This is a genomic window from Arthrobacter sp. efr-133-R2A-120 (assembly GCF_030209835.1).
Lineage (GTDB): Bacteria > Actinomycetota > Actinomycetes > Actinomycetales > Micrococcaceae > Arthrobacter.
On sequence record NZ_JARVRF010000015.1, the window covers coordinates 103,374 to 119,448 of the forward strand.

Annotated in this window: 9 protein-coding genes; 8 read left to right on the forward strand and 1 reads right to left on the reverse strand. The window is 62.8% G+C overall.

Annotated features, from left to right (window positions below):
- Nucleotides 1-98: 98 nt before the first annotated feature.
- The 6 genes from QRN52_RS09755 to QRN52_RS09780 all read left to right on the forward strand — a co-directional run bounded on the left by QRN52_RS09755 (nucleotide 99) and on the right by QRN52_RS09780 (nucleotide 11,411).
- Nucleotides 99-2,882 carry a LuxR C-terminal-related transcriptional regulator gene (locus QRN52_RS09755; RefSeq protein WP_284752522.1) on the forward strand — a complete coding sequence of 928 codons (2,784 nt, stop codon included), beginning with the start codon at nucleotides 99-101 and terminating at the stop codon, nucleotides 2,880-2,882.
- Nucleotides 2,879-5,560 carry a helix-turn-helix transcriptional regulator gene (locus QRN52_RS09760; RefSeq protein WP_284752523.1) on the forward strand — a complete coding sequence of 894 codons (2,682 nt, stop codon included), beginning with the start codon at nucleotides 2,879-2,881 and terminating at the stop codon, nucleotides 5,558-5,560. Before QRN52_RS09755 ends, QRN52_RS09760 begins: the two co-directional genes overlap by 4 nt.
- A gap of 482 nt (nucleotides 5,561-6,042) precedes the next feature.
- On the forward strand, nucleotides 6,043-7,425 hold the full coding sequence (locus QRN52_RS09765; protein ID WP_284752524.1) for a nucleotide sugar dehydrogenase: 1,383 nt from the start codon (nucleotides 6,043-6,045) through the stop codon (nucleotides 7,423-7,425).
- A 31-nt stretch (nucleotides 7,426-7,456) separates the two neighbouring features.
- Nucleotides 7,457-8,461: a dTDP-glucose 4,6-dehydratase gene (locus QRN52_RS09770; RefSeq protein WP_284752525.1), complete on the forward strand. Its 1,005-nt coding sequence runs from the start codon at nucleotides 7,457-7,459 to the stop codon at nucleotides 8,459-8,461.
- A gap of 199 nt (nucleotides 8,462-8,660) precedes the next feature.
- Nucleotides 8,661-10,511 carry an S-layer homology domain-containing protein gene (locus tag QRN52_RS09775; RefSeq protein ID WP_284752526.1) on the forward strand — a complete coding sequence of 617 codons (1,851 nt, stop codon included), beginning with the start codon at nucleotides 8,661-8,663 and terminating at the stop codon, nucleotides 10,509-10,511.
- A 279-nt stretch (nucleotides 10,512-10,790) separates the two neighbouring features.
- On the forward strand, nucleotides 10,791-11,411 hold the full coding sequence (locus tag QRN52_RS09780) for a hypothetical protein (RefSeq protein WP_284752527.1): 621 nt from the start codon (nucleotides 10,791-10,793) through the stop codon (nucleotides 11,409-11,411).
- A 189-nt stretch (nucleotides 11,412-11,600) separates the two neighbouring features.
- Here the strand turns inward: QRN52_RS09780 and QRN52_RS09785 are convergent, their stop codons facing one another.
- A complete protein-coding gene (locus QRN52_RS09785; protein ID WP_284752528.1) occupies nucleotides 11,601-12,764 on the reverse strand; it encodes a chitinase in 1,164 nt (387 codons plus the stop codon).
- 530 nt (nucleotides 12,765-13,294) lie between these two features.
- Here QRN52_RS09785 and QRN52_RS09790 point away from each other — a divergent pair.
- Nucleotides 13,295-14,695: a polysaccharide deacetylase family protein gene (locus tag QRN52_RS09790; protein WP_284752529.1), complete on the forward strand. Its 1,401-nt coding sequence runs from the start codon at nucleotides 13,295-13,297 to the stop codon at nucleotides 14,693-14,695.
- Entirely contained in the window at nucleotides 14,692-16,071 is a 1,380-nt protein-coding gene (locus QRN52_RS09795; RefSeq protein ID WP_284752530.1) for a glycosyltransferase family 2 protein, read from the forward strand. The genes QRN52_RS09790 and QRN52_RS09795 overlap by 4 nt, the downstream gene beginning before the upstream one ends.
- The last annotated feature ends 4 nt before the right edge of the window (nucleotides 16,072-16,075 follow it).

Consider the following 16,075-nt stretch of genomic DNA (forward strand, 5'->3'; position numbering starts at 1 on the left):
CCGGCCGGATGAAAGTCGAGTACTCACTACTGGTGTGGGCCTGACGGCTAGCTGGTTAATTGGGGGGTGTCACCACTCGATCACTGGGGGTCTCGCTCATGTTGACAGCAGGCAGTGCATCTACGGTCCATGCCGTTCGGTCCGGGGGATCCCGGTACCAGGCATTCGACGCATCCTCGGCTTCATCCGCACCTGACGGAACCGAGGGCAAGCCGGCGATTTCGACGGCCTGGCCGCCGATTGGACCTAGAGCCGCTGTTGAGGACATCGCCCTTGCGTTGGCAGCATCCAAAGGCGGGGTGCTCGTCACGGGTCCGTCGGGCAGCGGCAAGAGCTACTTGACTACTCGGGCGGTCAACGAACTACGCGGAAACTCATTCGTCGTCGTCATCCGCGGCAGCGCAGCATTGGCGAGATCACCTTACGGCGCCCTCAATATCCTTTTGAGCGATCTTGACCCCGGATACCTGGCCCATCCCGTCCTGGTGCTGTCGGCGCTCACCAACTTGCTCCGTGAACGCGCCGAGGGAAAGCCGGTGTACCTGGTTATTGAAAACGCGGCCGAGCTTGACGAGTTGGCGGCCATGACAGTGGCCCAACTCGCGAGGAACGGCACCGCGCAGCTTGTCCTCACCTGCACGGACCCGCAGCGGCTCTGCGGCGAGATCACACGGCTTTGCGGCGATGGGTTCTTGCACCGGATTGACCTCAAACCACTGACTTTCCAGGAATCGCATGCCTGGCTCGAGGCCGGGCTGGGGGCACAAGTCTCTCCTTCCGGTGCCCATGCCCTGTGGACCGCCAGCGGGGGAAACCCGCACTACCTCAAGATGCTCGCGGCGGAGCTCGCCGAATCCGGTTCGCTTCTGAAAAGCGATGGTGTCTGGGTCCTGACATCCCGGAACGAACTGCACGGCAGGGCAATCACCGATCTCATCACCACGCGGCTTGGGCGGATGGGCGGCGGTGAGCGCAAAGTCCTGGAGATCCTTTCACTGGCCAGGGCGGTGCCCCTGGAATCCCTGCTGGCGCTCGCTTCGGCGGACGATGTGGATTCCCTTGAGAAAAGGAGCGTCCTCGTCGTCGACGATTCGCTGCCCAGGATGGCCCGCCTCCAAAGCCAGCTCGTGGGAGACGTGGTCCGGGCGAACGTTCCCCCCGGCCGTAGCAACGAACTACGGGGCCTGCTCCTTGAGTCGATGGATCCGGGCCTCGGCCAACGCTCCATGCTGCTGTCCATGGCCTCTTGGGCATTGGACTGCGGAGCCAAGCTGGGAAGGGAAGAAGCGCTTGAAGCTGCTGCAGTGGCGAATCGGCAACTTGATGCGCGGCTGGCCCTGCGCCTGGTCCGGTCCATTCCAGGCCACTCCACGGTGCCCGGGGCAGTAGCCGAGGAAGCCCGTGCGTTGATGACGCTGGGGGATGCCGCCGGGGCCCGGGACGTGCTGAGGCAACACCAGGACGGATCCGGCGATGAAGCCAGCCTTGCCGAATGGGTCCGGCTCAAGCTGGCCGAGGCCTCGGTCCTTCTGGCCCTTCCCGAAACCACGGCGCAAGCTTGCGAGACGCTGGCACACGTCCGCCGGCGGCTGGAAGACGAAACGATCACGGCGGGTGAAGGTCAGGACATCGCCACGCTTCGGGAGCAACTTGTCCTGGCCGAATCGCAGGCCGCCAGCTATTCGGGTTCCTACGCTGAGATGGCAGCAAGGCTGGAAGAGGTACTTCAAGATTTTGAATCGCACGGCACGGAGTTCCGCCTCCTCGCCGGAAGCTGGCTGTGCGAGGCATGGGCCCTGACGGGACGGCAATCCGAGGCGGCGGACATGGCAGAACAGCTGACGGCTGACTGCCATGACCCCGCTGTTTCGGTCGCCGCGGCCCGGCGCGCCACATCGCGGCTGCGGTTCGCCTTCGTGCTTGCCGGACGGTGGGACAAAGAGGCGGAAATGGTCCAGCCAGGCGATGAGCTCTTGGTCTCCGCGGCCGAGGTATTGCCCACGGCCATCGATCTTCCCAAAGCGATCTTCCGGTGCCTTCAGGGACGGGGCCAAGACGGCTTGGAGGCGCTCATTCCGGTGATTAGCCAGCTGCGGGTCCAGGACAATGAAGGCATGCTGGATGTCGCCTGCACGGCAGCGGCCTACGCCTCGGCCTTGCAAGGCGAGCACGAGCAGGCCCTGCGCTACCTGAAGGAAGCGTCCACCCAGCTGCGCCGGCCGACGTGGCGGAAGGAGCGGACGAAGAGGTATCTCGCGGCGTTGGCCCGGGATCGGATCAACGGCCCGGAGGCCGCCATCGAGGAGCTCCTCCGCTTGGCCGACGCCGACCGGGACGAGGGCGCCCCGGGTCACGAGATCTTTTGCCTCAGTTCGGCCGTCCGGCTTGGCGCGGTCGCAGCTGCTCCACGGCTGTTGGACTCGGCCCTCCGCTGCCAGGGACGATTCGCTGAACTGTGCGTTGCGTACGCACGGGCGACGATATCCGGTAGCGCCGAGCTTCTTCTCGAGGCAGCACGGTTGGCCGAAGACATGCAGAACGACAGGTTCGCCTTCGATATCGCCGAGACCGTGTTGCACCTGGACCAGGTTCAGCTGGACAAGACGGTCCTCAGGAAGGCGCGGCAACTCGCGGAGACGTGCAGGCAGCGCCTGCGCACACCGCAAAGCGGTAACCAAGAGGGACTGAAGTTGACTTCCCGCGAGTTGGAGATCGCCAAGTTGGCGGCGAACCGGGAGAGCAACAAAAGTATTGCCGCGAAGCTCCATGTTTCAGTACGCACGGTGGAGGGGCATCTCTACCAGATCTTCGGCAAGCTGAAAATCGTGGAACGCTCCGAGCTGAGCTTCGCCCTTGGCAACGTCGAAGGTGGTGCGAAATGACTGAGGTGGTTTCGACCGATGCGCTCGTCGGACGATTCAGCGTGATGGCAGCCGTTGTCGACTGCCTTCTCGATGTCAACGGCCCCGGGGTCCTGCTTTTCGGCGACGCGGGCATCGGCAAAACGGCACTGATTAATGAAGTGGTCCATGAATTGGGGCAACGTGTCCGCCCCTTCAGGGTCTTTGCCGGTCCCACCCTGGCCTCCGTGCCGTTTGCCGCCTTGGCGCCGCTGTTGACGGCTTTGACCCCAAGCCAGATCAATGAACCGTTGTCAGTCCTCAGGGCCGTGGTAGCGGCGTTGAACCCGGCAGGCCAGCCCCATCCAGCACCCGCCGTCCTGATCGTGGAGGACGCACACCACATCGATGACAGCAGCGTGGCTGTCCTGGCGCAGTTGGCGGCGGCGGAAGCCGCCAAAGTCGTCTTCTTGTGCCGTCCGTATCCTGCGCCGCCAGCCGAGGTTTTCTCGATGTGGTCCGAGGGGCTCGTGGACCGATTCGACTTGCAGCCGCTCAACGAGCAGGAAGTTAACCAACTTTGCGCCCAGGCCTTGGAAGCGCCCGTCGTCCAGGGCACCAGCGCCGTCCTCTGCAAGTACTCCGGCGGAAACCCGATGTTCCTGCTGGAACTCATCGAGCACGCAAAGTCGCTGGGCCAGTTGGTCTGCCGCAACGACGCCTGGATGCTTTCGGGCGAGCTGCGGGGAACCAGCGTGCGCTTGATGGACCTCGTGCGGAACCAGATCCTGATGCTGGGAGCCGCGCAGCGTGAGACCCTCGAGACCGTGGCATTGGCGGAGCCTGTCCCGCTGAACGTCGTACAACAGGCCTGCGACTCCAGTGCCGTGGATGAACTGCAGGAACTGCATTTCATCGAGATCGCGTCCGACCCCGCCCGGCACGTCCGGCTGGCGCAGCCGCTGGTTGGTGAAGTGATCCGCCAGCTGGTCCCGACCGCCCACAGCATGACCATCCGGCGGCGCATCGTGGAGCTCATGGGGGCCAAGCCGCAGACCATGGACGGACTGCTGCGCTTCGTCTCCTGGGGTTTGGAATCAGGCACCGAGGTTCCGGACTCCGACATCCTGGAAGCAGCCCAGCTGGCCAACCGCTTGTTCATCCCCAGCTACGTGGAACGGGTAGCCGGCGCGATCAAGGATCCTTCGCTGAGGCTGGCAGCCCAGGTGGAGGTGGCGCGGGCCAAATGGTACCGGGGCGACATCAGGGGATCGGTGTCCTCGCTTGCCGGAGTGGTGGACAGGACAAATGATCCGCGGACGGTCCGGCAGGCATCGATGTTGGCGGCCCAGCTTGCCGGGCGTCAAGGCGTCGGGCCGAACGCCATCAAACAAGCAGCATACGAATGGGAGGCGGCCCTGGCCAGGCTCGCCGAATCCCGTCAGGGGATCGACCCTGGTGAACTGGAACGCGGGAAGCTGGGAAGCAGGCTCCTCTCGCTGGAAGGCCTCCAAGCCGAAGGCCACTACGTCGAGACAGAGCGTGAGCTTCGCCAGATCTGGAAGGAAACGGACGACGACGAGTCCCGCCTCGTGGCGGGCACCCTCCTCGCCGAGGCCCTGGCTGTCACAGGACGCCCGGTTTCCGCCATCCAGATCCTGATGGAAATACAGGAGATGGTTTCCACAAGCGGCGACTGGAGCCTCCAGTACGCAGGAATGGTGATGCGCCGCTACATTCTGGCCTTGCACCAGGCAGGTGAGTTCGGCGTTCTTGAAACGTTCCTCAAGAACCATGTTTCGCAGGCACCGAACTCCCTGATCTATTCAGGCGGGATGCTGCACCTGGCCGCAGGAATGGTGGACCTGCGCAGGGGAGACCTGGGGGTGGCGCTGCCCCGGCTTCGCCAGGCGGTCAGCATGCTGCGGGTCTCCGACATGGGAAGCGACCTGCCCGACGCCGTTGCTGCCGCCGCCTACGCGGCGTCGATCCTGAAACGCCGGGACACGGCCATGACGTACTCAAGCGAGTACGACGCATTGATCCGGGAAGGCGTGCATCCGTCGCTGCTGGCGCAAGGTCATGCGGCCGTTGCGCGAGCCGAACATACCGGATCGCAGACGGCGATTGCGAGACTCATGTCCCTTGCCGATTCCGCGGCCGCGGACGGAGCGATCGGCGCCGAGATCGACATCCTGATGTTGATCCTGAGGCTGGGAGACACGGGTGTGGCGCGTCGGCTGATAGCAGTAGCCGAGGGCAGCGAAGGCCGGACGGCTGAGTTTGCCCTGAGCGTCGGGCTTGCCCTTGCGCACAAGGACGCGGACCGCCTCATTGAGCTGAGTGAATCGGCCGCCAGGGACGGACTGGAGTTGGCCGCAGCTGATTGCGCCGGCCACGCCCTGCGGATCCTGGAAAGCAGGGGTGACAAGGCGCGCCAGCTGGAGGGACAGCGACTCCTCAAGCGCCGCACCGCTGCCCTCGACAAGGCCGGCCCGGTCCTTGAGGGGGGTTCCCCGGATCTCCAGAAGCTGACCCGCCGCGAACAGGAAATTGCAACGCTCGTGCAGTCGGGTTCGAGCAACAAGGACATCGCGCTTAGCCTGGGCTTGTCATTGCGCACCGTTGAAGGTCATCTGTACCGAATGTTTGCCAAGCTTGGCATCAGCCACCGGGAAGATTTGATGAACGGTGCCCACGGCACGCAGGGCCTGGGCTAGCCGCACGCGCGGCTTCCTTGCCCACTGCTTGGGGTGACCGCTTCCCCGAAGCCTCCTTCCGCCGTCGTCCGCTGCAATGAAGGGCGCGAGGCCTTAAAGCGAGTACTAAATCGAGTGGTGAAAAGCGCCCGGACGGGTAGTCAATGGCCCCGGAAGGGGCCGCGCATCCAAAGACGGGTATAGCCCACTCGCGCCCGCCCTAGGGGTTCGTTAATACGCTTTTCCTGATGGCAACCGCCACTCATTTGGGGATAAGTGGGTCTCGAGATGAAACGCAGGAAGAATTCTTTGCTCCAGGAAAACCACCCGGTAATCCGGCGAGAAGTCAGCTCCAATGCGACCGGTCTCCCGCTTTCGGCGGGTACCCCCACAATCGAGCCGGCGGCGAGCGGTCATGTGCCCTCTGAGACCAGGGCACATCCCGTTTCGCCGCCGGCTTTCTTTCACACTGGAGACAACAGGCACCGGGAGGTCGACTGACCATGGCACCGAACACGAAGGTAAAGACCCTCAAGGCAGAGCCCAGCGGGAGCTCGCAGTCCTTGCACACGCAGGCCCCAGCTTGGCCGGAGGGCGCGGGAACACGGACAAGCACACAGGACCAGGCCTTTACTTTCGACGTGGCGATCGTGGGCATGGGCTATGTCGGCCTGCCCACGGCCTTGGCCATCAACGCCTCCGGCCGGCGCGTTCTGGGCCTCGACGTGTCCGATGCCCGCCTGGCCGTGATCCGCGAGCAACGGGCCGATCTCCTCGACTCGGACAAGGAGCGGCTCAGCAACGCACTCCTGGACCCGACCTTCATGCTGAGCAGCGATTTGTCGTTGCTTGCCCGCGCGGCGGCGGTGGTTGTGTGCGTTCCCACTCCCGTAGACGAGTACTTGGTCCCGGACCTTGGCATTCTCCGGGCGGCGTGTGCCTCGGTGGTCGATTTCGCCACCACTGGCCAGCTGCTGATGCTGACCTCTACAACGTACGTCGGATCCACCCGCGACCTTCTGGCTTTGCCCCTGGCTGCCAAGGGACTTATTCCGGGCCGCGATGTGTTCGTGGCCTTTTCACCCGAGCGCATCAACCCTGGCGTGGATTCGTTCTCCCACGAAGACGTTCCCCGGGTAGTCGGCGGCGTGACCCCGGCCTGCGGCGAAGTTGCCGAACGGCTTCTGAGCGCCAGCACCAAGCTGGTCCACGTTGTACCGTCGGCGGATGTCGCCGAAATGACCAAGCTGGTGGAGAACACCTTCCGGGCCGTCAATATCGCCTTGGCGAACGAATTCGCCGATATCTGCCACGAACTCAATATGGAGGTCATGGACGTTATCGATGCGGCTTCCACCAAGCCATATGGATTCATGGCGTTCACTCCCGGCCCTGGGGTCGGCGGACACTGCATACCGTGCGACCCCCACTACTTGCTGTGGCAATTACGCAAGGCCCGCTTGACGGCTCCGGTGATCGAGCAAGCGATGGCCGGGATTGCAGGCAGGCCGCACCAGGTGGTGGAGAAGGCCCGGCGCATCCTGTCGGACCGCAATCACGGTGTTGCCGGTGCCCGCGTCATGGTGCTCGGAGTCGCGTACAAGCCCGATGTCGAAGATCTCCGGGAATCCCCGGCACTGGAGATCATCTCCGCCTTGATCGCCGACGGAGCGGAAGTGGCATTCTCCGATCCTTGGTGCCGGACGGCTCCGGATGGCCACGGCGGGACGCTCGAATCCGAGCAATCGCCTGCTGACTGGGGCGCGGATCTGGTGATCCTGCACACGAGGCACAGCCGGATGGAACTTGACTGGCTGGCCGGGGCATCAGCAGTCCTGGACACGACGTACCGCTTGCCCAAAGCCGACAACGTAACCCGGCTCTAGATCCACCAGGTTTTCGACGGAAGCAGGAGTAATGAAAACAGCAATCACCGGCGGTGCCGGTTTCATAGGAAGCCACCTTGTTGAGCACTTGTTGGCAGCCGGGGACGAAGTCGCCGTGCTGGACAACTTGTCGACCGGACGCTTGGAGAATCTCAAGGGCGTCATCGGCCACAGGAACTTCCATTTCGTCGAGGGCACCATTCTCGACCGGGATGCGGTGGACAGGGTCGTGGCGGGTGCCGACAGGGTCTTCCATCTGGCCGCCGCTGTTGGGGTGAACTTGATTGTCGACCACCCGTTGGAGAGCCTCCGCACGAATATCCATGGCACCGAAGTGGTCCTGGACGCGGTCCTGGAATCAGGTGCCTCAATCTTGCTGGCGTCCACAAGCGAGATCTACGGCAAGAACACCTCGGACAGCCTCTCGGAGGAAGCGGACCGCATCCTGGGATCCGCGCTCAAATCCCGGTGGACCTACGCTGCGGCCAAGGGCATTGACGAGGCATTTGCCCATGCATACTGGCGCCAATTCGGGTTGCCGGTTGCCATCGTGCGGCTCTTCAACACAGTAGGCCCGCGGCAGACGGGCCGCTATGGAATGGTTGTTCCGCGACTTGTGCGGCAGGCGCTCCTCGGTGAGCCCCTGACGGTATACGGAGACGGCCACCAGACGAGGTGCTTCTCCTACGTGGGCGATATCGTTCCCGCCATCGTCCGCATTTCCGAGGAGCCGCTTGCCTACGGAAATGCCTACAACCTCGGCGGCAGTTACGAGATTTCAATCCTGACGTTGGCCGAAAGGATCGTTGAACTCCTTGGGAGCGGCAGCGCCATCACCTTGGTGCCCTATGAGCAGGCGTACTCGGAAGGCTACGAGGACATGCGCCGGCGGGTTCCGGACAACAGCAAGTCTTTCGGGCTTGTTGGCTTCGAGCCGAAGACCACCTTGGATGAAATCATCCTCAACGTCGCGGCCGACTACAAGCCGGCAAAAGTCCTGGATCCCGCACGTTGGAAGATCACCCTCGCGTCTTGATGCGGGCCAGAACAAGCCGTGCCGACTGAAGCGGCGTCGTTCGACTGAAGTCGTTCAAGTGAAGAAGTACCGTGAAGAGAAAGGCTGAGTGCAAATGAAACGAATCTGGGGGGCGTCTTTGTCTCAACCTCGCCACAGGGCCGAACGCTTGAGCCCCAAGGGAAAGTCGCGTTGGCTCGCAGGCGTTCTGAGCGTCCTGATGTCAACGTCTGTCTTTGGGATAGCGGTACCGGCCGCCCACGCGGCGCCGAACACCATCATTACCCTGACTTTCGACGACGCCAACGCAGATCAGATTCCCGCTGCGGCTATCCTCAAAAGCAACGGGCTCAAGGGCACGTTCTTTACGCCGTCGGGCTTCCTCAACGCTCCGGGCTACATGACAACCCAGGAAGCACTGGCGTTGCAGGCGGACGGAAACGAGATCGGCGGCCACACAGTCACCCACCCGGACCTGGCCCAAATGGGTGCGGACGAGGTCACACGCCAGATCTGCAATGACAGGGTCAATCTCACCAACATGGGATTCACCAACGTCACCAACTTCGCGTACCCCTTCGCTTCCCTGACCCCGGCAGTGGAAACCACCGTCGCCGCCTGCGGATACAACAGCGCCCGCGGGCTCGGTGACCTGGAAAGCAAGGTGCCCGGAAGCGCAGGGCTGGGATTCGCTGAGACCCTTCCTCCCGCTGATCCTTATGACACAAAGGCCCCGGACGAAGTGGACAACACCTGGACGTTGACCGACCTGCAGAACCTGGTCACCAAGGCCGAGCCCGGCGGCGGCTGGGTGCAGGTGACGTTCCACCACATCGGTACCGGTATCGATCCAACGTCAGGAATCGCGGATCCCCTGACGGTTTCCACCGCGCTCTTCACCCAGTATGTACAGTGGCTCGCCGCGGAGAAGGCCGCCGGGCGGATCGCCGTCCAGACGGTCCAGGAGACGCTTGGCGGAGCCGTCAAACCCGTTGTCGCCGGGCCGCCCGCACCGCCTCCCGTCACCGCGGGGAACCTCGTCAAGAATGCGAGCATGGAAACCGCTGGGCCGGTAGCTTCGGGACTGCCGCAATGCTGGGCCCAGGGCAACTACGGCAGCCACACTTCGGCCTTCACCACGGTAACCCCCGGGCATGGAGGCACCACCGGGACCCATGCCGAGCAGCTCGTGATGTCGGCCTATGTCAGCGGGGACGCCAAGCTAGTGCCAACCCTCGACCTGGGCGAGTGCGCGCCAAGTGCGACTCCCGGCCACACCTATGAGATGAAAGCCTGGTACACCTCGACGACGACGACCCAATTCGAACTGTATTACCGCACGGGGCTGGGAACGTGGACGTATTGGACCGCTAGCCCGTATTTCCCGGCGTCGACCGCATGGGCACACGCTACGTGGACCTCGCCCGCGCTTCCAGTGGGTGCTTCGGCCGTCAGCATGGGCTTGAACCTGCTCGGCAACGGCACCTTGATCACGGACGACTTTGAACTCTATGACAGTGCAGGTATAAAGCACTTCATAGACGTCACTCCTACCACGGCGTTCTATGAGGAAATCAGTTGGCTGTCGAACAACTTGATTTCGCAAGGTTGGCCTGACAACACCTACCGTCCCCTCACGTCAATCACCCGCGAAGCCATGGCAGCGTTCCTCTACCGTTTCTCCGGAAGCCCTGTAGTGCCGGCGAACGCGCCCACGTTCTCCGATGTGCCAGCCGGCGCTCCGTTCTACAACGAGATCCGTTGGCTGGCATCCACAGGCATCACCACGGGGTACCCGGACGGAACCTACCACCCAGGTGAGGCCGTCAGCCGGGCCGCGATGGCCGCGTTCCTCTATCGTCTCAAGGGCCGTCCCTCTGTGCCGGCGAACGCACCAACCTTCTCCGATGTGCCGGCCGGCGCTCCGTTCTACAACGAGATCCGTTGGCTGGCATCCACAGGCATCACTACCGGCTTCCCTGACGGCACGTACAGGCCAACCACCGCAATCAACCGTGACGCCATGGCTGCCTTCTTGTACCGCTACAACATTGATTTCCCGAAGGGTTGAGCGCGGCTCGTCCTGAGGGACAGTGGGTGGGATTTCCCAGCAAATTTCCGGTGTTCTCCCGCCCAAGGCCACGTACACTGCGAAAAGCACGTAAGACAGGTCCCAAGGGAGCGAATGGTGAATCCGGCGAAATCGACGGTGAAGCGTTGGAACCGCCCGGCCGTCTGCACTGCATTTTGCGTGGCCCTGCTGACGGCGGCCTGCACCGGACCAGGGCCGGCGCCGAGCCCGACCCAATCAGCCACGACGGCCGGGCGCTATCCCTGGCACACCGGGATAGTGTCCACGACCTTTTGGGTTGGCGAGATCTTTGATCCCAAGGCCGCAGATGGCAGCCAAGTAATGTCCACTTACGACTCCCAATGGATGCAGAGCTACGGAGGCTGCGACGGCGTCGTGAAGAACGGCTGCCAGACCGAGGCGAGAGCCCAGGCAAAAGGATACGCACCGACCAGCATGACTCCGAAGGAGAACCCGTTCTACCTCGATCTTCCTTTCGATGACATCAACGATCCCATCGCGTTTGCTGAACGGGCCAGCGTCATCCCATGGGCGAATGATCCCGGGTTCGCTGGCAATGCCCAGAACCGTTCCTTCAGCTACATGAAGAATCAATGGGTCAGGATCCGGATGGGCAACCGCGAATGCTACGGACAGATCGAAGATGCCGGTCCGGGCCAGTATCACGACAAGGACTACGTCTTCGGTTCGAATGATGCCCGTCCAGCCAACAAGAACTTCAACGGGGCCGGCATGGATGTGTCGCCTGCGCTCAACGGGTGCCTTGGTTTCTCCGAGCTCGATGGCGAGTCGGACAAAGTCGACTGGCAGTTCGTGCCACGGGACCAGGTTCCGGCTGGCCCCTGGCTGAACATCGTCACGGTCAGCCAAGTGAAGTAGCCACGGCGGCCGGGGCCGTCCCAGGAACCCGGTACAAGCAGCCCCTCGAAAACTGGAGGTATCCATGCAGTGGCTTAAGAAATTGTTCCGGCACGGCAACGGCCGGCACCTCGCCCGACCGGCCGACGGCAAGAACCAGAACAGGGCGTAACGTACTGGCCCGGCATGATCCTCTCTTGATCGGCGGGATCAAGGCAGTTTGGCGTGGAATCCTGCACTCAACAAATCGGAGAAGCGCTGGGTTCCTTGATCGATGCCGCTGCACACGTGGCTGGCCGGATCCTCTGGAGTGTCCTGCGGGCACGACATATCCCGGTTCAGGGACCACATGGATACTCGTTGAACCCCCTTGCTGATGGCGAAGGAGTTCAATCCGCGGGCCGCATCAAGGTCGAACACTTCGCCCGGGAGATCGTTCCGGCCGATCATGGGGGTCAATCCCATCTTTCCCCAGATCTGTTCGCTGTTAAGGGCAATCCCCGCACGCTGATAGATGATGCTGAGCTGGTCGTTGGTGGACTGGGCCGCCGAGGTTCCGGCATCGAGCATGCTCTGCGATTGACTCCGGCTTGAACCGTAGTTCATGGTCATGATGTTGACCCCGGACAGCTGGACTCCGGCGGCGAGCATCTGGTCAACGGCTGAGGTTCCGGCGTCGGTCAGCCCTTGCGGGGTGACCGGGAGGGTCAGCCAAATTGAAAGGGCGTGCCCTTCCTTGACACGCTCCTTCTGGAGGGCAGCGACGGCTGCGGCGCGGCGCTGCCAGGCTGCGCTGTCCGCAAGGTTGTCGCCCTCGATGTCAAAGTCGATGGTTGCGGGGTTGTAGCGTTCGAGGACGGCCCGGTAGGCCCTTTCCAGATCTGTTGCGTTCTGGCAGGAGTTGGCGAGCTCACTGTTCACTGAGCCGCCGAAGGACACAGCGAAGGCGCCGCCGTTCGACCGGAGCTTGGCGATACGTTCTTCGAGCTTGAGTGAGGTCTTCGCGGCATCGAGGCTGTATGTGCTACCCCAACTCGGTGTGCAGGCCTGTCCAGCCATTGCCACCACAAACGCCAGAGTGACATTCTTGGTGCCCTCGCCCACGGGTGTCTCGAAAGCGTATTGAGGGACCACAGTGACGTCGACGTAGCCGGAAAACCACGGGGGCTCGAGGGAACCGTTTGCGTCCGTAGTAAACCGCCACACGAGGATGCCTCCCATCCCCACCACCACAAGGACTGCGGCAATGCAGGCCCGGGCGAAACCTGACAGCCGGCGGCGAGGTCCATTGGCTTGGGGCGACAAGCGACGGACGTCCCGCGCGCCGCCCGCCCCAGCCGAAACGGACGTGCCGCTTCCCTGTTTCCTGGACACGCTCTCCGCCATCCTTAAACTCCGACTGCCCTGATTGCACCATTTGACCATGAACAGGCCGGATTCGCCCCTGCCCGCGCCCCCGGGTTTGATCCCCGTGGTTTCGGCGCGTAGCGCACGAGTAGTGGTGCTGTCCGGACGCCAAGGTTGAGTGTAAAGACGGGTAGAGCCTACTCGTGTCCGTTGCCTCCCTAATTCATACGCTGATGGTGTCAGTTGGTTGAGGGCAACGGGGGAGAGACAGGTCTCACAATGGAAACGGACTCTCTGGTCCGAACGGCATCAGGACGCGGCGGATTCATCCGAGAAGGCGTTTGCCTCGAGTCCGAGCCTGTTCTTTGGGGATACAGCACAGTCCCTCCTATGGACCCAGCGCCAATTGACGGTGCTGCCGGACGGCAGCGCGCCCTCGCAGAGAGGGTCCCTGAGCGGGGGCCGGTGGTGAATAAGCCTTTGAGACCGAGGCTTCCCCCAGTCGCCACCGGCCCCTTCAGGAATCCCGGCAACTCGGGTTGGCAATGAGTCCCCGGGTGAAGGGCATCGCATCCGGCCCGGTCCGCACTTCGAGGAAGCGGGCAGGTCTATGGGCTGCCTCGTGGGTGTCGGTGTTGCTCTTGTTGACGGGCGCAACATCGCTGATCAACGGAAGCCAAGCTCCCGTCGGTGGGTCCGCGAACAATACCCCCACACCTTCTATCGCCCCGCTCTCTTCTGTCAGCTTGACGTTCGATGCGGGCCGGGCGAGCCAGATGGAGGCGGCCCGGATCCTGAAGGACCACGGACTCCGGGGCACCTTTTTCATCGACTCGGGCTTTGTTGGCGCACCTGACTACATGACAACGGACAATCTCCATAGCCTGGCCGCGGACCAGAATGAAATCGGTGGCCACACAGTCACCCTTGCCGATGTGACCTCCGTAGAACCCGATGAAGCGTCGAGACAGATTTGCAACGATCGGGTGAACCTCACGGACTGGGGCTTTAAGGTCACTTCCTTTGCCTATCCGTTTGCGGCTTCAACGCCGAAATCGGAGGAACTGGTCGCCGGATGCGGCTACAACAGCGCGCGAGGCCTCGGCGAGATCAGCACTCCTGTTGACTGCGTCGGCTGCGCGGCAGCAGAAACTGTCCGCCCCGCCGACTTGTTCCGGACGCGGGCGACCTCGGAGGTCGGCAGCAAATGGACGTTGGCCGACCTTGAGGCGACCGTAGCGCAAGCCGAAAAGGCCGGCGGCTGGTTACAACTGACCTTCTACGACATCGACAACAGCGGCAGTCCCCGCTCCATCAGCCCCGCGTTGTTCGAACAGTTCGCCACCTGGCTGGCGGCCAAGACCCAACCAGGGACGATGGCCGTGCGCACGGTACACGACGTGATCGGCGGCGTGGCGAAACCCGTGGTGAACGGTCCCGTGGCCGCTCCGGCAGCACCGGGACAGAACGCCATTCGGAATCCGGGGCTCGAAACTGCTGGAAAGTACGGCTTGCCGCAATGCTGGCAGGTGTCGTCCTACGGCAAGAACGCCGTCGTTCTGAGCACTTTGACTCCAGGTCGCACCGGTGCGGTGGCCCGTCGCCTGGACGTGACCGAATACGCCTCCGGTGACGCCAAATTGCTTCCCGTCCTCGATCTCGGAGCATGCGCTCCGAGCGTGAGTGCAGGCCACAGCTATTCGCTCAGGGCGTGGTACCAGTCCAACGCGAAGACCCAATTTGAAGTCTATTACCGCAACAAGCTGGGCACGTGGACCTATTGGACAGCCAGTCCGTGGTTCACGGCCAACACCAGTTACGAGCAGGCGATCTGGGAAACGCCGCCCGTTCCGGCAGGAGCCGAGGCCATCAGCTTTGGAATGAACCTCTTCAGTGATGGCCAGCTTGCTACCGACGATTACGAAATGTACGACACTGTGGGAGCACCGTCGCCGTGATAGTTCTTTCGATCTTTTTGGTTCTGGGAGTCAGCACGATCTTTTGGTCTCTTGCCGGGCTGGTCCGTCTCGCGGGTGAGGAGTCGTGGCGGGCCCGGGAATTGTCCTTCCGGATCCGCGGGTGGATCGCCTTGCTGCGCGGCGTCAACGCGCCGATCCCTCGACGTCAACGCGCCCGCCATCGCGCAAAGGGAGTGCGGATCTCCCCGGCGAATGTCGCGGTCCTCATGGCCGCCCACAACGAGGCTTTGGTCATCAGCGAGACAATCCTTGCCGCGTCCGCTTTAGTCCCTCGACGCAACATCCACGTCGTTTCGGACATGTCCACCGATGACACTGCGGCCATTGCGCGGGCCGCCAGGGTGAAGGTCCTTGACCTGGAACCGAACCGTGGCAAGGCAGGTGCACTCGCGGCGGGCATCGCCCATTTCGATCTGTGCAGGCGGTTCAAGGTGGTCATGCTCCTGGACGCAGACACCCGCCCGATGCCGGATTATCTCGAAACGGGGCTCCCGCTCTTTGACGACCCCGCGGTGGTCGCCGTCGCGGGACGGGCCAAGTCAATCATGAGCCCGGCACCTCCGACGGCGATGGGCCGCTTCCTTGTGGCCTACCGGGAGCGTTTGTACATCGCGGTCCAACTCCTGCTCAAGTACGGCCAGGCAGCCCAGGGTGCCAATGTCGTCTCCATCGTGCCTGGATTTGCCAGCATGTACAGAACCAGCGCGCTCGCGAAAATAGAGGTCTTGGCGCCCGGACTGGTGATCGAAGACTTCAACATGACGTTTGAAATCCATGCAAAAAAGCTGGGACGGATCGCATTCCATCCCTCGGCCGCTGTTGCGTACACCCAGGATCCGGACAATCTGAAGGACTACATCAAGCAGGTGCGGCGGTGGATACTCGGTTTCTGGCAGACCGTCAGGCGGCACGGCCTGCAGTTCAGCCGATTCTGGTTTGTCCTGGGTTTGTACATTGTTGAACTCGTAGCCAGCTGCCTCTTCTTCGTGCTTCTGGTGCCGGCTTTCCTGCTATCGTCCCTCGCTGCTGTCGAGGTGTGGATTTTTGGCAATCGATCGGACGTTTTTGTCTTTCTGTCGGGTGTCCTGCGGCCCCAGGACGTCCTCATTGGGGTCTTCCTGCCGGACCTTTTCCTGACAGTCCTTGCCGCAGTTTCGATGCGCAACCCGCGTTTTCTGTTGATGGCGCCCCTGTTTCCGCTGATGCGGATCCTGGACGCAGTCATCTGCCTCCAGGTCCTGCCCAGGGCGTACTCGTCGAGTTCGTCGGGAGTGTGGGTCAGCCCGGTCCGGAGGATCCAGCGCCAACCCCAGGAAGTCTCGACGCCGGGGCCTTCCGTCGTGCGGACGGGCTAGCGCA